The organism is Frigoribacterium sp. VKM Ac-2836 (genome assembly GCF_013248995.1).
Lineage (GTDB): Bacteria > Actinomycetota > Actinomycetes > Actinomycetales > Microbacteriaceae > Frigoribacterium.
The window spans coordinates 790,325-808,362 of the sequence record NZ_JABRPK010000002.1 but is presented as its reverse complement, the minus strand read 5'-3'; the positions used below and the strand labels follow the sequence as shown (position 1 = coordinate 808,362).

Here is an 18,038-nt window from a genome sequence, read left to right as displayed (position 1 = left end):
CGCCGCCTCGCTGACGAGGTCGCGGCGCTTGCACGCACTGCAGCTTCTCAGCAGTGTCACGGTCGCTTGAGGGCACGCCCCCAGCGGACCCCCACGTACCGTCTTCTCAGGAGCCTTCTCCGCTGTTCGGCCGCTCGCGCCGTTCAGCTCGACCCGCCTCATCAGCCCGACCCACCCGGAGCACCCCCGTGGACGTCACACTGACCACCTGGCTCATCACGATCGCCGTCACCGTCGCGTTCTTCGTGTTCGAGTTCTTCACCCACGTGCGCAAGCCGCACGAGCCCACGATCGGCGAGTCCGCCCGCTGGTCGGCGTTCTACATCGGGCTCGCGCTGCTGTTCGGCGTCGGCATCGGTTTCACGAGCGGCTGGGGCTTCGGTGGCGAGTACTTCGCCGGCTACCTCACCGAGAAGGCGCTCTCGATCGACAACCTGTTCGTGTTCTTGCTGATCATGACCGGCTTCGCCGTGCCACGCATGTACCAGCAGAAGGTGCTGATGATCGGCATCGTGATCGCGCTCGTCATGCGAGCCGGCTTCATCGCCGCCGGTGCCGCGCTGATCGAGAACTTCTCGTGGGTCTTCTACCTCTTCGGCGCCCTGCTCTTCGTGCTGGCCTACCAACAGATCAAGGGCGACCACGGCGGCAACGCGGCCGACAACGCCTTCGTCAAGATCGCCCGCCGCGTGCTGCCCGTGCACGACGAGTTCAACGAGGACAAGTTCACGATCAAGAAGGGCGGCAAGCGCTTCGTCACGCCGCTGCTGCTCTGCGTCATCGCGATCGGATTCGTCGACCTGGTGTTCGCCCTCGACTCGATCCCCGCGATCTACGGCCTGACCAACGAGGCGTACATCGTGTTCACCGCCAACGCCTTCGCCCTGATGGGCCTGCGCCAGCTGTACTTCCTGATCGGTGGTCTGCTCGAGCGTCTCGTGTACCTGTCGCAGGGCCTCGCGATCATCCTCGCCTTCATCGGCGTCAAGCTGGTCTTCCACGCCCTGCACGTCAACGAGGTGCCCTTCATCAACGGCGGCGAGCCGCTGCTGTGGGTGCCCGAGATTCCGATCTGGTTCTCGCTGCTCTTCATCGGCGCGACCATCACGGTGGCCACGGTCGCCAGCCTCGCCAAGACCCGAGGCGACGCCGAGAAGGCCAAGCGAGACGAGATCGACGGCGAGAAGGTCACGGTCGCCAAGGACTCCGACGACCCGACGCGCCACTAGGCCTCGGCACGCGGCTGCCGGCGAGATGACACGACGCGCCGCTCAGGTGGGGGTCTGAGCGGCGCGTCGTGACGTCTCGGGCCCGGTCAGGTGCGGGCGGCCCCGAGCCGGGCGCGCAGGTCGGCCAGCTCGTGGCGCAGGGCGTCCGGCAGGGTCGACCCGAACCGGTCGAAGAACTCGTCGGTGAGGTCGCACTCGGCGAGCCAGGCCTCCGTGGGCACCGCGAACGACTCGGCCAGCGCCTCCTCGGTGAGGTCGAGTCCGTCGACGTCGAGGGCTCCGGGTGCGGGCGCCAGCCCCAGCGGCGTCTCGACGGCGCTGGCCGTGCCCGCCAGGCGGCCGGCGATCCAGGCGATCACGCGCGAGTTCTCGCCGAAGCCGGGCCAGAGGAACGCCCCGTCGGCGCCTTTCCGGAACCAGTTGACCTGGAACACCTGCGGCGCCCGGTCGCCGAGCCCCGCCCCGAGCCGCAGCCAGTGCGCGAAGTAGTCGCCCATGTCGTAGCCGCAGAACGGCAGCATCGCGAACGGGTCGCGTCGCAGCTCACCGACGACGCCCTCGGCCGCGGCGGTCTGCTCGGAAGCCACCGTCGCGCCGACGAACACGCCGTGTCGCCACGACCGCGCCTGGGTGACGAGCGGCACGTTGGTCGCGCGACGCCCGCCGAACACGATCGCGTCGAGCGGCACGCCGTCGAACGCGTCCCAGTCGGGGCTGAGCGACGGGCACTGCTCGGCCGGCGCGGTGAAGCGCGAGTTCGGGTGGGCGGCAGGGGTCGAGGAGGCGCGGGTCCAGTCGTTCCCCTGCCAGTCCGTGAGGTGATCCGGGGCCTCGTCGGTCAGCCCCTCCCACCAGACGTCGCCGTCGTCGGTCAGCGCCACGTTCGTGAAGATCGTGTTCGCGTGCAGGGTGCGGACGGCGATCGGGTTCGACGCCTCGCCCGTGCCGGGGGCGACCCCGAAGAAGCCGGTCTCGGGGTTCATCGCCCAGAGTCGGCCGTCGGGGCCGGGTTTCATCCAGGTGATGTCGTCGCCGAGGGTTTCGACCCGCCAGCCGGGCAGGGTGGGCCGCATCATCGCGAGATTCGTCTTGCCGCAGGCCGACGGGAACGCGGCGGCGACGTGGAAGTCCCGGCCGTCGGGGTCGGTGACCTTGATCAACAGCATGTGCTCGGCGAGCCAGCCCTCGTCGTGCCCCATCGTCGATGCGATGCGCAGGGCGAAGCACTTCTTCGCCAGCAGGGCGTTGCCGCCGTAACCCGACCCGAACGACCAGATCTCGCGTGTCTCGGGGAACTGGGTGATGTACTTCGTGTCGTTGCAGGGCCAGGCCACGTCGTCGCGAGTGCTGCCGTCGACGTCGCGCAGGGGGAAACCGACGCTGTGCACACCGCGGACGAACGGTGCGTCGCCGTCCGCGCCGCCGAACGCGGCCAGCGGCTCGGAGCCGACGCGCGCCATGATGCGCAGGTTGAGCACGGCGTAGGCCGAGTCGGTGAGCTGGACGCCGAGCTGCGACAGCGGCCCGCCCACCGGGCCCATGCTGAACGGCACGACGAAGAGCGTGCGACCCCGCATCGAGCCGGCGAAGAACGGCCGGAGTTCGCGCTTCATGGCCCCGGCCTCCCGCCAGTTGTTGGTCGGTCCGGCGCCCCTCGGGTCGGTGGTGCAGATGAAGGTGCGGTCCTCGACGCGGGCGACGTCACCCGGGTCGGTCCGGGCCAGGAAGCTGCCCGGGCGCAGTTCGGAGTCCAGCGCGATCAACGCACCGCTGGCGACGAGCTCGGAGGTCAGCCGCTCGGCCTCGGCGTCCGAGCCGTCGATCCAGTGGACGCCGTCGGGTTCGAGCAGGTCGACCTGTTCGGCGACCCACGCGACGAGGCCGCGTGGAGCCCCCGACGGGGCGGGCGCGTGACGGCGGCGCGCGGCGCGCGCCCAGTCGGTGCTCGGCACCGAGGGCGGAGCCGAGGAGGCGCGGGTCGCGTCGCCGAGGACTCCGGGGTCGAGGGGTCGGGAAGTGATCATCGCGTTGCCTCCAGGGTCGAGTCGAGCAGGTCGCCGGTCGGTCCGGTCAGCGGGGCCGCCGCCGAAGGGGATGCAGATCTTTCTTTCCCTGATCCGGTACGTACCGGATCAGCCGGGGAGGGGGATGCCGTCCGGGACGCGGCGAGCACCGCGGGTGCGGCCTCGTCGGTCGAACCGGACCTGGTGCGGGCGGGGCGGGGCAGGGACGGGGGCGTGCCTCCGGCGAGGTGCTCGAGCAGGCGGACGACCTGGCAGCTGTAGCCGAACTCGTTGTCGTACCAGACGTAGAGCACGACCCGGCGGCCCGAGCCGTCGCCGCCGGACCCGTCGTCGTCCCCATCTCGGGAGACCACCGTGGCGAGTCCGTCGACGACGCCCGCGTGGCGCGAGCCGACGAAGTCCGTCGACGCGACCTCGGGCGACTCGACGTAGTCGATCTGCCGACGCAGGGGCGAATCCAGCGAGGCCCGACGCAGATGCGCGTTGAGCTCGTCGCGCGCGACGGGCGTCCTCAGCCGCAGGTTCAGCACGGCGACCGAGACGTCGGCCGTGGGTACCCTGATCGCACTGCCCGTCAGGCGCCCGGCGAGCTGCGGCAACGCCTTGGCCACGGCCTTCGCCGCCCCCGTCTCGGTCAGCACCATGTTGAGCGAGGCCGATCGACCGCGTCGGTCGCCGGGGTGGAAGTTGTCGGTCAGGTTCTGGTCGTTCGTCACCGCGTGGACGGTCTCGATGTGTCCCGACTCGACACCCCAGCGATCGTCCAGCGCGGCCAGCACCGGCGTGATCGCGTTCGTCGTGCAGGACGCCGCGGCGACCACGACGGCGTCGCCCACCGTCTCGTGGTTGACGCCGAACACGACGTTCGGCATCGCGCCCTTGCCGGGGGCCGTGAGCAGCACGCGCGACGCGCCCCGCGCCTCCAGATGTCGCCGGAGCGACGGCTCGTCGCGCCACCGCCCCGTGTTGTCGACCACGATCGCGTCACGGATGCCGTACCGCTCGTAGTCGACGGTCGCGGGGTCGTCCGAGTAGATCACCTGGATGGTCGTGCCGTTCGCCACGATCGTGTCGGCACCCTCGTCGACGACGATGGTGCCGGCGAACGGGCCGTGGATCGAGTCGCGACGCAGCAGGCTGGCCCGCTTGACGAGATCGTCGGCCGAGCCCCGACGCACGACGACCGCACGCAGCCGAGCACCTCCCCGCTCGCCGGCGTGCTCGATCAGCAGCCGCGCGACGAGCCGACCGATGCGGCCGAAGCCGTAGAGCACGACGTCCCGGGGTGCCGGGCCACCCTCACCGCGGCCTCCGACCACCTCGGCGAGCTCCGTGCGCACGACCTCGGCGAGCGACCGGGCGGGCTGCCCACCCGAGACGGCCCGGTGTCGGGAGCTCAGCCGGGCGAGGTCGATCGACGCGGGCCCGAGCTCGAGACCGTCGAGCACCTGGAGCACCCCGAGGGTCTCCGCAGGGTCGAGTTCGTGCTCGTCGAGCTGGCGGGCGAAGCGGTGCAGCTTGAGCACGCCGACGGGCGACCGGTCGAGCAGGCTGCGCCCGTGGATCGACACGACCACGCCGTCACGGCGCCAGAGCCGACCGATCACCGGGATCATCGACTCGGCCAGGGCGATGCGCTCGGCCCACGCGGCCTGGCGGGCGTCGTACCGGGCCGCACCGTCGTCGAGCGATTCCGTGGGGGCGATGGAGGTCGATGGCATGGTCTCTTCTCTCGTCGTCGAAAGCGGTCGTTCTCCACGATGGCGGCCTGAATGCTTGATCCACAGGGGACCGATGCGTAAAGATCAAATGTTCTTTCGTTCTTGTCAAAGAGGACCACCCGAGAGGGGTGCCCCCGTGGTCGATGCCGACCCCCTGCTGCTCGGCCAGGCCGTCCGGCACGCCCGCACCGCCCGCGGCCTGACCCTCGACCAGCTCGCCGCCCGGGTCGAGATCAGTGCCAGTCAGCTCTCGCTGGTCGAGACCGGGCGCCGCGAGCCCAAGGTGGGACTGGTCCGAGCCCTGGCCGCCGCCCTCGACGTGCCGCTCGCGACGCTGCTCGCGGCCGAACCGCCCAGCGAGCGAGCGGCGCTCGAGATCGAACTCGCCCAGGCGCAGCGCGGGTCGTTGTACCGCTCGCTCGGTCTGCCCGAGGTGAAGGCGAACAAGGGCATGAGCACGCCGGTGCTGCAGACGATCCTCGGGCTGCACCGCGAGCTCGCCCGGCGGCACAGCGAGGCCAGCGCCACCCCCGAGGAGGCGCGGCGGGCGAACACCGAGCTCCGGCTCTGGATGCGGGGACGCGACTCCCATCTGCCCTACGTCGAGGAGGCGGCCGCCGAGCTGTTGCGCACCGTGGGACACACCTCGGGCGCCCTGTCGCACAGCGGGGTGAGTCGCATGGCTCGCAGCCTGGGGCTCGAGATCATGCACGTCGCCGACCTACCGCACTCGGCCCGGTCGGTGATCGACCTGGCCAACGGGCGCATCTACCTGCCGCCCGCCTCGATCCCGGGTGGCCACGGCCTGCGGGCGCTGGCCCTCCAGGCGATGGCACACCGCCTGCTCGGCCACGAACGGCCGTCCACCTACGCCGAGTTCCTCAAGCAGCGGCTCGAGATCAACTACTTCTCGTCCGCCTGTCTCATGCCGCTCGACGCGGCGGTGGACTCGTTGCAGAAGGCCAAGGCGCAGCGCGATCTCTCGGTCGAGGACTTCCGTGACGGCTTCGGCGTCACCCACGAGGCGGCGGCGATGCGCATGAGCAACCTGCTGACGTCGCATCTCGGCATCCGGATGCACTTCTTGCGGGTCACGGGCGACGGCGCGATCGCCAAGGCGGCCGAGAACGACGGACTGCCCCTGCCGACCGACGTCACCGGCGCCGTCGAGGGACAGCTGGTCTGTCGGCACTGGGCCGCGCGCACGGCCTTCGCCCGGACGAACCGCACCACCGAGCACTACCAGTACGACGACACCCCGGCCGGTACGTTCTGGTCGGCCTCGCAGACCGGCACGACGGAGCACGACGAGTTCTCGATCACGGTGGGCGTCCCGTTCGCCGACGCGAAATGGTTCCGCGGACGCGACACCGAACGCCGGGAGACCTCGACCTGCCCCGAGGAGTCCTGCTGCCGTCGCCCCCCGGCCGCACTCACGGCGAGGTGGCGCGACGCGGCCTGGCCAAGCGCCCGCCTGCACGCGCACGTGTTGGCACCGTTGCCGTCCGGCACCTTCCCCGGGGTCGAGGACACCGAGGTCTACGAGTTCCTCGACCGACATGCCGGCTGAGACGCTCCCGCTCCTGCTCGGCCGGTGGGCCGTCACCCGCACCATCGACGACCACCGCACGGGCGAGCGCGCCCGCTTCGACGGCACCGCGACGATCGAGGAGGCGCGAACGGCCTCCGACCTCGTGGCGACCTACGACGAGACCGGCGAGCTCGTCGTGGGCGACCGGCGGACGCCCGCCACCCGGCGGCTCGGTTACGCGGCCCGGGGGGACGGCTCGCTCGAGGTGCGTTTCGCCGACGGGCGGCACTTCGTCGACCTCGACCTGGGGACGGGTGCTTGGGAGGCGCACCACCCCTGCGCGCCGGACAGCTATCGGGTCGAGACCCGGCTGCTCTCGCCCACGTCGTTCGACGAACGCTGGACGGTGCGCGGCCCGGCGAAGTCGTACGACGCCCTGACGAGCTACGAGCGCCTGCCGAGCTAGATCTTGGCGGTGAGTTCGGCGTCCGTGGGCTCGACCAGGTGGCTGCCGTCGGGGAAGACCACGACGGGGATCTGCGTCCGGCCGCTGATCGCGTAGGCGCGGTCGGCACCGTCGGCGACGGCCTCGAGGTCGACGTAGTCGTAGGCCACGCCTTCCCGGTCGAGCAGCGCCTTCGAGCGACGACAGTCGCGGCACCACTCGGCGCCGAACATCAGGATGCGGTCGGGGGCGGTGTCGGTGCTCATGGCGACCAGGCTACGCGCGCTGACGACCCTCGGGCACGCCGGCCGCGCCTCCTCGTCGCCCACGGTCCACGTGACCCCTCCACCGACCACGAGCGAACGACGTTCGGTTTTTTCGACCGGGGGTCTTGCGGAGGCCACGGGGTGGTATGTCACACTGGAGGAGCGCCCTCGTCGTGGAGTGGCAATCCCCCCAAACCACCCGCCAGCAGCATGGCCCGCGACGAGTGTGCTGCATCGTGCAGATCCGGGGCCGACCACGAGTCGGCCGCCGGCCCCCACGATGCCCCCGACGACTTCTTCGTCATGCGCACGCGCCACGGGCCCGGAGGTACTCCCGTGACCGACACCCTTCAGCGCCCGTCCCACACCACGAGCCCGTCCCACACCACGAGCCCGTCCCACACCACGAGCCCGTCCGCAGCGAGCACGCCCGCCGCGGCCCCCGCCCGCCCGTCGACGACGCCCCCGCACCACGACCGTCCGACGCCTCAGCCGCACCGGCTGACGGCCTCCGGCATCGTCGGCATCGCCGTGCTCGGCCTGGCGACCTTCTTCGCGATCACCACCGAGCTGAGCCCGGTCGGACTGCTCTCGACCATGAGCACCGACCTCGGCGTGAGCGAAGCCCGCATGGGTGTCGTCGTGACGGTCTACGCCGTCGCGGTCGCCGCACTCGCCCTGCCGCTCACCTGGGCCACGGCACGCTTCCCGCGCAAGGCCGTGCTGGTCACGACCCTGGTCGGCTACACGGCGTCGAACCTGATGGTGGCGCTCGCCCCGAGCTTCGGGGTCCTGCTGACCGGCCGAGTGGTCGGCGGCATCGCCCACGCCCTCTTCTTCTCGGTGGCGTCGGCCTACGCGACGCGGATCGTGCCGCCCCGCCTGGCCGGGCGGGCGATCGCGTTCGTGTACTCGGGCAGCTCGTTGGGCTTCGTCGTCGGCGTTCCGCTCGCGACGACGGTCGGCGACCAGCTCGGCTGGCGCCCCGCCGTCGGCGCGGTCGCTGTCGCCACGGCCGTGCTCGCCGTGGTCGCCGCCGTCTTCCTGCCGCACGTCCAGGGCGAATCGTCGCCGCACGTCGGCTCGGTCCGGTCGTGGGCCCGCTCGGGGCTGCTGGCCGTGGTCGTGGCCGACCTCATGCTGTTCGCCGGTCACTACGTGGTCTACACCTTCATCGGCCCGTACCTGACGGGGGCCGGGCTCGGCGAGGACCTCGTGGGCGGCGCCCTGCTGGTCCTGGGCGGCACGGGCGTGGTCGGCCTGCTCGCGGCCGGCGCCTTCGTCGACCGGGCGCCCCGGCAGACCCTGATCGTCGCGGTCGCGGTGATGATCGGTGCCCTCGCCGCTTTGCCGTTCGTCCACGGGTCGCTCGTCGGCACCTTCGTCGTCGCCGGTCTGTGGATGGCGGCCAACGGCACGACCGGCACGCTCTTCATGGCAGCGGCGATCCGCACCGGCGGGGTCAGCCCCGACATCGCGGGCGCGTTGATCAACGCGGGGTCGAACGTCGGCATCGCGGCCGGTGCCGCGATCGGCGGCCAGGTCTACGGGATGTCGGGCCTCGCCACGGTGCCGTTCGCGGCGGCGGCCATCGTCGCGATCAGCCTCGTCGTGATCGTCGCCGGCCGCCGTGGGTTCCCGTCGACCGGCCACGCCCAGGCCACCCTGTCGACGTCGTCCCTCGCGGTGATCACCACGTCCGTGGCGGTCGTCACGACGTCGATCCCGACGGTCGCCGCCGGCCGTCGCGGACCTCGCGGGCGCCGACCGCGTCGCTGACCCCGCGCGAGGTGCCGGTCGCGTCGGCCGGCTCGGTGACCCCGCTCAGGAGGGGCGGGTCCCGTCGCCGCCCCGGCCCGCGCCCTTCAGACGCGGACTGTTGGGATTCATGAGCGAGTGCCGTCGTCCGTAACCGAAGTAGAGGGCGAGTCCCACGGCGAGCCAGATCACGAAGCGCAGCCAGGTCTCCCAGTGCAGCTGAGAGATCAGGAACCCACTCGCGATCACGCCGAAGGCAGGCACGAAGGGCATGAACGGCAACCGGAAGGTACGGGGTGCCTCGGGCTTCTTGTACCGGAACACGATGACGGCGACGCAGACCACGACGAACGCCGCGAGGATGCCGATGTTCGTGAGGTCGGCGACCTCGCGGATCGGGAAGACCCCGGCGAGTAGGGCCGAGGCGACACCGGCGATCCAGGTCACCCGCTGCGGGACGCCGCGTCGGTCGGTCCGCGCGAACCAGCCGGGCAGCAGGCCGTCGCGACTCATCGAGAACCAGACGCGCGTGACCCCCAGCAAGAAGGTCAGCATCACCGTGAGGATCGAGATCACGGCGAAGACCGAGATGATCGTGGCGACCATCGGCAGCCCGACGCTCTGGAACGCCGAGGCGAATCCGGCCGCCGGGTCGATCTCGCGGTAGTCCTGCATCCCGGTCAGGACGAGCGTGGCGAGGACGTAGAGCACCATGGCGATGATCAACGACAGGATGATCGCCTTCGGCATGTGCTTCTTGCCGTCGACGCTCTCCTCCGCCGCCGTGCTCATCGCGTCGTAGCCGAAGACGGCGAAGAACACGGTCGCCGCCCCGGTGAACACCGGTCCGAAGCCGTTCGGCACGAACGGTGACCAGTTCTGCGTGTCGATGTGGAACAGTCCGAGCCCGATGATGAAGAGGACCAGCAGCACCTTGAGACCGACGGCGACGATCTCGAACCGGCCGAAGGCCTTCGACCCCCGGCTGAGGATGAACGTCACGAGCAGGCAGACCACGATGGCCGGCACGTTGACGATTCCGCCCTGCCCCTCGTCGGGCGTCGAGGTCATCCAGGTCGGCAGATGCACGCCGAGGCCCGAGAGGAAGGCGTCGAAGTACCCCGAGATCCCGATCGCCACGACGGCGACGATCGCGACGTACTCGAGCAAGAGATCCCAGCCGATGAACCAGCCGACGATCTCACCCAGCGCGACGTACCCATAGGTGTAGGCCGAGCCGGCCCGGGGCACCATGCCGGCGAACTCGGCGTACGAGAGAGCGGCGGCGGCCGAGGCCAGCCCCGCGATCAGGAACGAGAAGAGGACGGCCGGGCCGACGCCCGGGTTGGCGTCGTCGCCGTGCGCGACGAGACCCGCCAACGAGAAGATGCCGACGCCGATGATGCCGCCGACACCGATCGCCGTGAGCTGCCACAGGCCGAGACTCTTGAACAGCCCGCTGCCCCCGACTTCGTCCTCGATCTCGACGATGGGCTTCTTGCGCAACACGGAGCGCGATCCGTCATTGGATGCCATGCGACGAGGGTAGACCTCGGCCGAGTACCCACACGTCCCCCACAAGGCGGACATCGATGCCCCCCGCTCTGGGGACTCCGCTCGACAAACAAGAAGCTTTATTGTCGAAACATCCACTTCCGTGGAGCCCCCGTACCCGTGGGGGCGACATGCGGGCGCCTGAACCCCCGCATGTCGAGCAGGACCGACGTCCGACCGGATCCGACCCGGCCGGACGCCCCCACCCGAGGACACAACCCCATGTCGCTTCTCCGCGCCCCTGCGCGCCCCCGCCGTCGCGCCCTCTCGTTCGCCGCCTTCGCCACCGCCTCCCTGCTCGCGGCCGTCGCCGTCACGCAGGCCGTCTCGCCGACGCCGGCGCGGGCCGCCGACTCGCTGTCCTGCGATCAGAACACCCTCTACGCCACGGGGAACGACGGCCAGTTCGTGTCCATCGACGCGACGACCGGCGCGGCGACCCCGGTCCTCGCGGGCACCAACCCGCTCGCGCCCGCCAACAACGCGCTCGGAATCAGCCGAAACGGCATCGACGCCTACGCGATGCAGAACGGTGGCAGCACGCTCGCCCGCTACTCGACCACCTCGGGCAAGGTCACCACGGTGGCGGACATCGACTCGGCGCAGACCCTGATCCGAGGCGCGGTCAACCCCGCCACGGGCATCTACTACTACGGCAGCAACGGGGCCAGCGCGGCCCTCGGCGCGTACGACCCCGCCGGCACCGGCACGAAGATCGGGCGCGTCGGCACCATCGGCGGGCTGATCGGCGACCGGAACGGCGACTTCGCCTTCAGCACCCGCGGCCTGCTCTTCGTCGTGACCGGCAACCAGGTGCGACGGGTCGACGAGACCACGATCCCCACCGAGAAAGAGGCCGCCGGCGCTCCCGCCCTCGAGACCTCGCTCGTGGCGACCCTGCCCACCCGGACGAACAGCCCCGGCATCGCCTTCACCTCGGACGGCTACCTCTACGTCTCGAGTGCCAGGTCGATCATCAAGCTCGACCCGGCCTCGGGTCAGCAGGTGGGCCAGGCGATCCCGACGTCCGCCGGGTTCGACCTGACCGACCTCGCGAGCTGCAACTACGCCAACACACTCACCGGCGCGGCCGACGTGACGTCCCGCTGGAAGAGCGGCGACCAGTTCGCCCTCGCCGTCTCGGGCGGCGGCGTCGACGAGAGCAACCCCGGCAACCGGACGACCACGGCCGGCAAGAAGACGGGCGTCCAGGACCAGGTCGCGGGTGCCGCCCTGACGATCCCCCAGCGCCAGTACACCGTGACGCAGTCCGCGGCGGGCACCACACGCCTCGCGGACTACCGCACGACATGGTCCTGCCTCAACGTGAACAAGGACCCGGCCACCGACACGAGCGCGCTCGTCGCCGACGGCGTCGGCGACGTCGCCCGGTTCACCTTCCCGTCGGCGACCACCGCCGACGGCACCGACGTGGTCTGCACCTTCTCCAACACCGTGGTGGCGCTCTCGGCCGCGGCCTCCGACGACACCGGGACCACCGCCTCCGGAAGCACTCTGACGGTCGCCGTGCCGGGCGTCCTCTCCAACGACGCCGGCACGGACCTCACCGTCACCTCGAACACCCGGCCGGCGCACGGCGAGGCCTCGGTCGCGGCCGACGGCTCGTACGTCTACACGCCGGCCGTGGGCTTCTCGGGCACCGACACCTTCCGGTACACGACGACCGACGGAGGCGGTGGCACGTCGACCTCGACGGTCACGATCACCGTCACCCCGGCCGGCAGCGACGACGTCGCGACCTCGCGTGCCGGGCAGGCCCTCGTGGTCGACGCCGCCGCGGGCGTTCTGTCGAACGACTCGGGCAGCGGGCTGACCGCCGCCGTCACCACCCGCCCCTCGCACGGCTCCCTCGTGCTCGGGCGCGACGGTTCTTTCCGGTACGTCCCGGCCGACGGTTTCTCGGGCACCGACTCGTTCACCTACACGGCGACCGACGCCGCAGGCGAGAGCACCACGAGCACGGTGACCATCACCGTGCTGCCCACCGCCGTCGACGACACGGCCACCGCGGTGGCGGGCACCCCGACGACCATCACCGGCAGCGCCCTCACCGCGAACGACGACGGCACCGACACGAAGGTCACCGCCGTCTCGACGCCGGGCCACGGCACCGCGTCGGTCACCCCTGCGGGCGACGTGCTCTACTCACCGGCGGACGACTTCTCGGGCACCGACACCGTCGACTACACCGTCACCGACGGTCAGGGCGGCACCGACACCGCCACCGCCACGGTCACCGTGACGGTCGCCCCCCGCGCCTCCGACGACTCGGTCGACGCCGTCGCGGATGCGCCCCTCGACGTCCCGGCCGGCCGCGGCCTGCTGGCGAACGACGGCGGCACCGGTCCCCTGACCGCCGCGGTCGCCACCGCCCCCTCGCACGGCACCGTCGTGGTGTCGCCGGACGGCTCGTTCGTCCACACGCCCGAGAAGGGCTTCTCGGGCACGGACTCGTTCACGTACACCCTGACCGACGGCAACGGGGTCACGAGCACCGCGACGGCCACCGTGGCGGTCGCCCCGAAGGCCGTCGACGACGCCGTGCAGGTCACGGCGGGCGGTAACGCCCACGTCGACGGGCCCGGCGTGCTCGGCAACGACCTCGGCACGGGCCTGACGGCCGCCGTCGTGGCCGAGCCGCAGCACGGCACCGCGACGATCGCCCCGACCGGCGAGTTCGACTACACGCCGGCACCCGGCTTCTCGGGCACCGACACGGTGACCTACCAGGTCGCCGACGCCGCGGGCCGCACCTCGACCGCGACGGTGACGATCACCGTGAAGCCGCTGGCCGTGGACGACCAGGCCGAGACCCCGAACGGCACGATCGTGTCGATCGCGGCGCCCGGCCTGCTCGGCAACGACCTCGGCATCGGCCTCCGCGTCACCGACCACGGCAGCCCCTCGCACGGCTCCGTGACGGTGGACGCCGACGGCACCTGGAGCTACACGCCGGACTCCGGCACCTCGGGCACCGACTCGTTCGAGTACCAGATGACCGACGCCTCGGGTCGGACCGCGACGGCCCGCGCCTGGGTGATCGTCGGCGACCTGGCCGTGGCCGACCAGGGCACCGCCACCGCGGGCCGGCCCCTGTCGGTCGACGCCGCGACGGGCGTGCTCGCGAACGACCGCGGCACCGGCCTCTCGGCTGCGCTCGACGGCACCCCCCGCCACGGTGACGTGACCGTCGCGAAGGACGGCTCGTACGTCTACACCCCCGCGACGGGCTTCTCGGGCACCGACGGCTTCACCTACACGGCGACGGACGCCGAGGGGCAGAAGAGCACGGGTATCGTGACCGTCGTCGTCGTGCCCGACGCCGTCGACGACGTGACGTCGACGAAGGCCGACACCGCGGTCACGGTCGCGGCGCCCGGCGTACTCGGCAACGACCTGGGCACCGACCTGCGCGCCGAGCTCGTCGACGCCCCGGCCCACGGCACCGTGACGATCGCGGCCGGTGGCACCATCACCTACGCGCCCGCCGACGGCTTCTCGGGCACCGACCAGCTGAGCTACCGCGCCACCGACCCGTCCAGCGGCTCGGACGTAGCGACCGTGACGATCCACGTCGGTCCGATCGTGGTCGACGACTCACCCGTCGGCGGCACGGTCGCCGACCAGCCCCTCGTCGTGGACGCCGCGCACGGCGTGCTGACGAACGACACGGGCACCGACCTCACGGCGAAGGTCACCGACCGGCCGAAGACCGGCTCCGTGACCATGGGCCCCGACGGCTCGTACACCTACACGCCGACGCCCGGCACCTCGGGCAAGGACACCTTCGGCTACGAGGTCACCGACGGCGCCGGTCAGAAGGGCACGGGCACCGTGACGATCGTGGTCGCCCCGAAGGCCGTCGACGACGTCGCCACCGTCGTGGCCGGCGGTCACGTGACGGTCGTCACCCCGGGCGTGGTCGGCAACGACGTCGGCACCGGCCTGACCGTCTCCGGGGTCACCCCGGCGCCGCACGGCACCGTGACGATCGCTCCGGACGGCACGTTCGACTACACGCCGGCACCCGGGTTCTCGGGCGACGACATCGTGGTCTACACGGTCACCGACCGTGACGGCGGCACCGACACCGCGACGGTCACCGTCACCGTGGCGCCCCGGGCGATCGACGACCGCTACACGACGCCCGCCGCGACCACGCTCACCGTGCCGGCCCCCGGCCTGCTCGTGAACGACCTCGGCACCGGCCTGACCGTGACGAGCGTCGGCACCCCGGCGCACGGCACGATCGCCACCCGCGCGGACGGGACGTTCGTCTACACGCCGGACGCGGGCTTCTCGGGAACCGACCGGGTCGAGTACACCGCGGCCGACGCGTCGGGCCACGCCACGAAGGCCACCGCCACGATCGTCGTCGGCGCCCTCGCCGTGGACGACGCCGGAACGACCCACGCCGGCACACCGCTCACCGTCGACGCCGCACACGGCGTGCTCTCGAACGACTCGGGCAGCTCGCTGACCGCGACGCTCGACGGGCGCCCCGCCCACGGCACGGTCGCCCTGGCGAAGGACGGTTCGTACGTCTACACGCCGACGGCCGGCTTCTCGGGTGTGGACGCCTTCACCTACACGGCGACCGACACCGAGGGGCAGACCCGCACGGGCACCGTCACCATCACGGTGCTGCCGACGGCGGTCGACGACGAGGCCTCGACCCCGGCCGACACGACACTGACCGTGTCCGCCCCCGGCGTGCTGGGCAACGACCTGGGCACGGGCCTGCACGTCACCACGACGGGCACCGCCACCCACGGCACGGTCACCATCGACGCCGGTGGTCGCCTGGTCTACGCGCCGACGGCCGGCTACTCCGGCCCGGACGCCGTCACCTACACGGTCACCGACCGCGACAGCGGCAGCGTCACCGCCGCGGTCCGCATCACCGTGGGCGTCAAGGCCGTGGACGACCAGGGCACGACGATCGCCGGGCAACGCCTGGTGTCGGGCAAGGTCGGCGGCGTGCTGGGCAACGACGACGGGTCGGTTCTCTGGGTCACCCTGGCCTCGGAGCCCGCACACGGCACCGTGACGATGCAGCGCGACGGCTCGTACGAGTACCTGCCGGACGTCGGCTTCGTCGGGGTCGACCCGTTCGACTACACGGCGACCGACGCCTCGGGGCAGACGTCCCGTGCGACGGTGACCATCACCGTGCTCGGTGCGGCCGTCGCGGTCGACGACGAGCAGCGCGGCACGACCGACCACGCCGTCACGGTCGACGTCACGGCGAACGACAGCCCCACCCAGGGTGCGACCTTCGACCGCGGCACCGTCGTGATCGTCGACCCGGCGACCGGTGACGGGGTCAGCACGCTGGCCGTGCCCGGTACGGGCACCTGGACGGTCGTCGACGGCAGCGTCGTGTTCACCCCCGAGGCCGGCTTCGACTCGAAGGCCTCGGTGCAGTACCGCGTGACCGACACGGCCGGGGTGACGGTCCAGGCCGTCGTCACCGTGACGTTCCCGATGATCCTGACGGCGACGCAGCTCGCCTTCACCGGCAGCGCCTCCGTGCTCGGCATCGCGGCCATGGCCCTGCTCGGGGTCGCCCTCGGCCTGGCGCTCTCGCGTCGCGGTCGTCGCGTCACCGGCCCGATCCGGGGTCGCCGCGCCGAGTGACGCCCGGCGCCACGACGTCCCCGTCCGCGCGCCCTCTCACGAGGAGCCGTGCGGGCGGGGACGCCCGTCGTCCAGGAGGCGCGGTGCCGGGGAGGCGCGGGGGTCTCCCGACGCCGAGGTCGGCGACGACGGGCGGGTGCGTGCTGGTGCATACCGCGATCCGGGCGTAACTTCTGTTGCAGTCAGCCCAGACCTCGCTGATCCAGCACGGCCGGACCCCACCGGCCGCCTCGTTCATCTACTCCCCCCGAACACCGGCACCAGCGAGCATCCGGGAGTCGTCGCATGCGAGCCGACGTCATGCAGTCCGCCTTGGTCTCGACCAGGGCCCAGATCATCCACGACCTGGAGACCCGGTCGGGTCGCGACGTCGACGTCGTCAACCAGCTGACGACCCGACTGGAGCGCATCATCGCGTCGCTCGCCCGAGCGGAGATCACCACGGCCGAAGCATGGACACGATTCGGCGACATCCAGTCGGACATCGCCGAACTCGACAGCACCGAAACCCCCTCGCGTGCGCCGTCGAGGGCGACACTGTCGACATGAAGACCTTGGAATGGTGGGCGACGTTGGACGATCGGGCCCGGGCATCGCTCATCGCCCGCAATGGTGACGCGGTGGCTCCTGACATCCTCGAGAGCATCGTGGCCGCCGGCGGTGACATCGCATCGGATGCGTGGTGGGTCGGTCGGCACGATGCGGACGGTTTCCACCTGTCGGACGAAGCCACCGATTGGATCGAGACCGTCGCGAACGGGGAGTAGACCGCCTCCCCGTCGAGCGGCCCGGGGGCTGGCGGTCCGGGCCGTTCCGTCGCACACTGGTGCCCAGCGAACGAGAGGACTCGTCATGAACGACAGCGTGGTCGATCAGTACATCGCAGGATTCCCGCCCGAGAAGCGGGAAGCCCTCGAACGGGTGAGACGAGCCATCCACGCGGGGTGTGCCGGCGGCGTGGAGAGCCTGCGGTACGGGATGCCCTCGATCCGGTTCGACGACGGGCGGACGCTGTACTTCGCGGCCTGGACCCGGCACCTCGGCATCTATCCCGTGCCCCGGTTCGACGAAACCCTCGAAGGCGACGTCTCCCCGCACCGACGCGCGAAGGACACGGTCGCCTTCGGCTGGGGCCGTCCCGTGCCGGACCAACTGGTCGAGCGGATCAGCCGCGCGATCGCGTGCGGCACCGCGACGACGGTGGACGCGCCTCCCCCGACGTTCGCCGTCAGCCGCTGACGGCCGCGCGCCCAGACGGCGACCGATCCGCGCCGACGGTCACCGGGTCTTCCGTGACGCGAACGATCAGGCGGCCCTCGCCACCCGAACGTCACTAGATTCGACGAGAAAACCTCATCCCGATCCCGAGGAGACCCGACATGAGTGACGCCACCCCCTACCCCGGAGCCAGCGGCCCCGCCACGACGAGCAAGAAGACGATGGGCATCCTGTCGCTCGTCTTCGGCATCATCAGCATCGTCTTCTGCCTGTTCCTGCCCGTGCTGTGGATCCTCTTCGCCATCGCCGCCGTGGTGCTCGGCTTCCTGTCGCGCAAGCGCGAGCCCGCCGCCCGCACCCTCGCGACCGTCGGCATCGTGCTCGGCTTCATCGGCATCCTGGCCAACATCGGTTCGATGATCGCCGGCGCGCTGATCATGACGCAGAACTTCTAGCCGCACGCCGCGTACGCCGTCGAGTGGTCCCGAACGGTCCTCCGCTACCGAGCGGACGACCATTCGGGGCCACTCGTTCGTCGAGAGGTGCGCGGTCGGGCGCGGAGGCGGCGGGGTACGGCACGGAGTCCACCCGGCGTACCGTGCACCGCATCGTGCCGCCGTGACACCCTCCG

General features: G+C 71.4%; 13 protein-coding genes. 9 read left to right on the top strand and 4 right to left on the bottom strand.

What is annotated here, in order from left to right; genetic code table 11:
- Window positions 1-188: 188 nt before the first annotated feature.
- A complete protein-coding gene (locus HRF36_RS10195; RefSeq protein WP_173209433.1) occupies window positions 189-1,229 on the top strand; it encodes a TerC family protein in 1,041 nt (346 codons plus the stop codon).
- Between the two features lie 86 nt (window positions 1,230-1,315).
- On the opposite strand, the gene HRF36_RS10190 is transcribed toward HRF36_RS10195, so the two are convergent.
- Together HRF36_RS10190 and HRF36_RS10185 are read right to left on the bottom strand one after the other, a co-directional pair.
- Complete coding sequence (locus HRF36_RS10190; protein WP_173209431.1) at window positions 1,316-3,253, bottom strand: phosphoenolpyruvate carboxykinase (GTP); 1,938 nt, start codon at window positions 3,251-3,253, stop codon at window positions 1,316-1,318.
- On the bottom strand, window positions 3,250-4,974 hold the full coding sequence (locus HRF36_RS10185) for a glyceraldehyde-3-phosphate dehydrogenase (protein WP_173209430.1): 1,725 nt from the start codon (window positions 4,972-4,974) through the stop codon (window positions 3,250-3,252). The genes HRF36_RS10190 and HRF36_RS10185 overlap by 4 nt, the downstream gene beginning before the upstream one ends.
- Before the next feature lie 88 nt (window positions 4,975-5,062).
- Between HRF36_RS10185 and HRF36_RS10180 the strand changes: the two genes are divergently transcribed.
- Both HRF36_RS10180 and HRF36_RS10175 read left to right on the top strand, forming a co-directional pair.
- Window positions 5,063-6,544 carry a helix-turn-helix transcriptional regulator gene (locus tag HRF36_RS10180; protein WP_173209428.1) on the top strand — a complete coding sequence of 494 codons (1,482 nt, stop codon included), beginning with the start codon at window positions 5,063-5,065 and terminating at the stop codon, window positions 6,542-6,544.
- Window positions 6,534-6,971, top strand: coding sequence for a DUF6314 family protein (locus tag HRF36_RS10175; protein WP_173209426.1), 438 nt, complete (start codon window positions 6,534-6,536; stop codon window positions 6,969-6,971). The genes HRF36_RS10180 and HRF36_RS10175 overlap by 11 nt, the downstream gene beginning before the upstream one ends.
- Here the strand turns inward: HRF36_RS10175 and HRF36_RS10170 are convergent.
- A complete protein-coding gene (locus HRF36_RS10170; protein WP_173209424.1) occupies window positions 6,968-7,216 on the bottom strand; it encodes a glutaredoxin domain-containing protein in 249 nt (82 codons plus the stop codon). The genes HRF36_RS10175 and HRF36_RS10170 overlap by 4 nt on opposite strands.
- A gap of 336 nt (window positions 7,217-7,552) precedes the next feature.
- Here HRF36_RS10170 and HRF36_RS10165 point away from each other — a divergent pair, with 336 nt between their 5' ends.
- Complete coding sequence (locus HRF36_RS10165) at window positions 7,553-8,995, top strand: MFS transporter (RefSeq protein WP_173209421.1); 1,443 nt, start codon at window positions 7,553-7,555, stop codon at window positions 8,993-8,995.
- 45 nt (window positions 8,996-9,040) lie between these two features.
- Here HRF36_RS10165 and HRF36_RS10160 read toward each other — a convergent pair whose 3' ends face one another.
- Window positions 9,041-10,510, bottom strand: a complete 1,470-nt coding sequence (locus HRF36_RS10160) for an amino acid permease (protein ID WP_173209419.1) — start codon at window positions 10,508-10,510, stop codon at window positions 9,041-9,043.
- Between the two features lie 240 nt (window positions 10,511-10,750).
- On the opposite strand from HRF36_RS10160, the gene HRF36_RS10155 reads away from it, so the two are divergent.
- The 5 genes from HRF36_RS10155 to HRF36_RS10135 all read left to right on the top strand — a co-directional run bounded on the left by HRF36_RS10155 (window position 10,751) and on the right by HRF36_RS10135 (window position 17,862).
- A complete protein-coding gene (locus HRF36_RS10155) occupies window positions 10,751-16,189 on the top strand; it encodes an S-layer family protein (RefSeq protein ID WP_173209417.1) in 5,439 nt (1,812 codons plus the stop codon).
- Window positions 16,190-16,474: 285 nt separating this feature from the next.
- Window positions 16,475-16,738 carry a hypothetical protein gene (locus tag HRF36_RS10150; protein ID WP_173209415.1) on the top strand — a complete coding sequence of 88 codons (264 nt, stop codon included), beginning with the start codon at window positions 16,475-16,477 and terminating at the stop codon, window positions 16,736-16,738.
- The gene (locus tag HRF36_RS10145) at window positions 16,735-16,956 is read left to right on the top strand and encodes a hypothetical protein (RefSeq protein ID WP_173209413.1); all 222 of its coding nucleotides are present in this window, start codon (window positions 16,735-16,737) and stop codon (window positions 16,954-16,956) included. Before HRF36_RS10150 ends, HRF36_RS10145 begins: the two co-directional genes overlap by 4 nt.
- Before the next feature lie 85 nt (window positions 16,957-17,041).
- On the top strand, window positions 17,042-17,428 hold the full coding sequence (locus HRF36_RS10140; RefSeq protein ID WP_173209411.1) for an iron chaperone: 387 nt from the start codon (window positions 17,042-17,044) through the stop codon (window positions 17,426-17,428).
- Window positions 17,429-17,568: 140 nt separating this feature from the next.
- Window positions 17,569-17,862 (top strand): DUF4190 domain-containing protein, encoded by a 294-nt coding sequence (locus HRF36_RS10135; RefSeq protein WP_173209409.1) that lies wholly within the window; start codon window positions 17,569-17,571, stop codon window positions 17,860-17,862.
- Window positions 17,863-18,038: the final 176 nt, after the last annotated feature.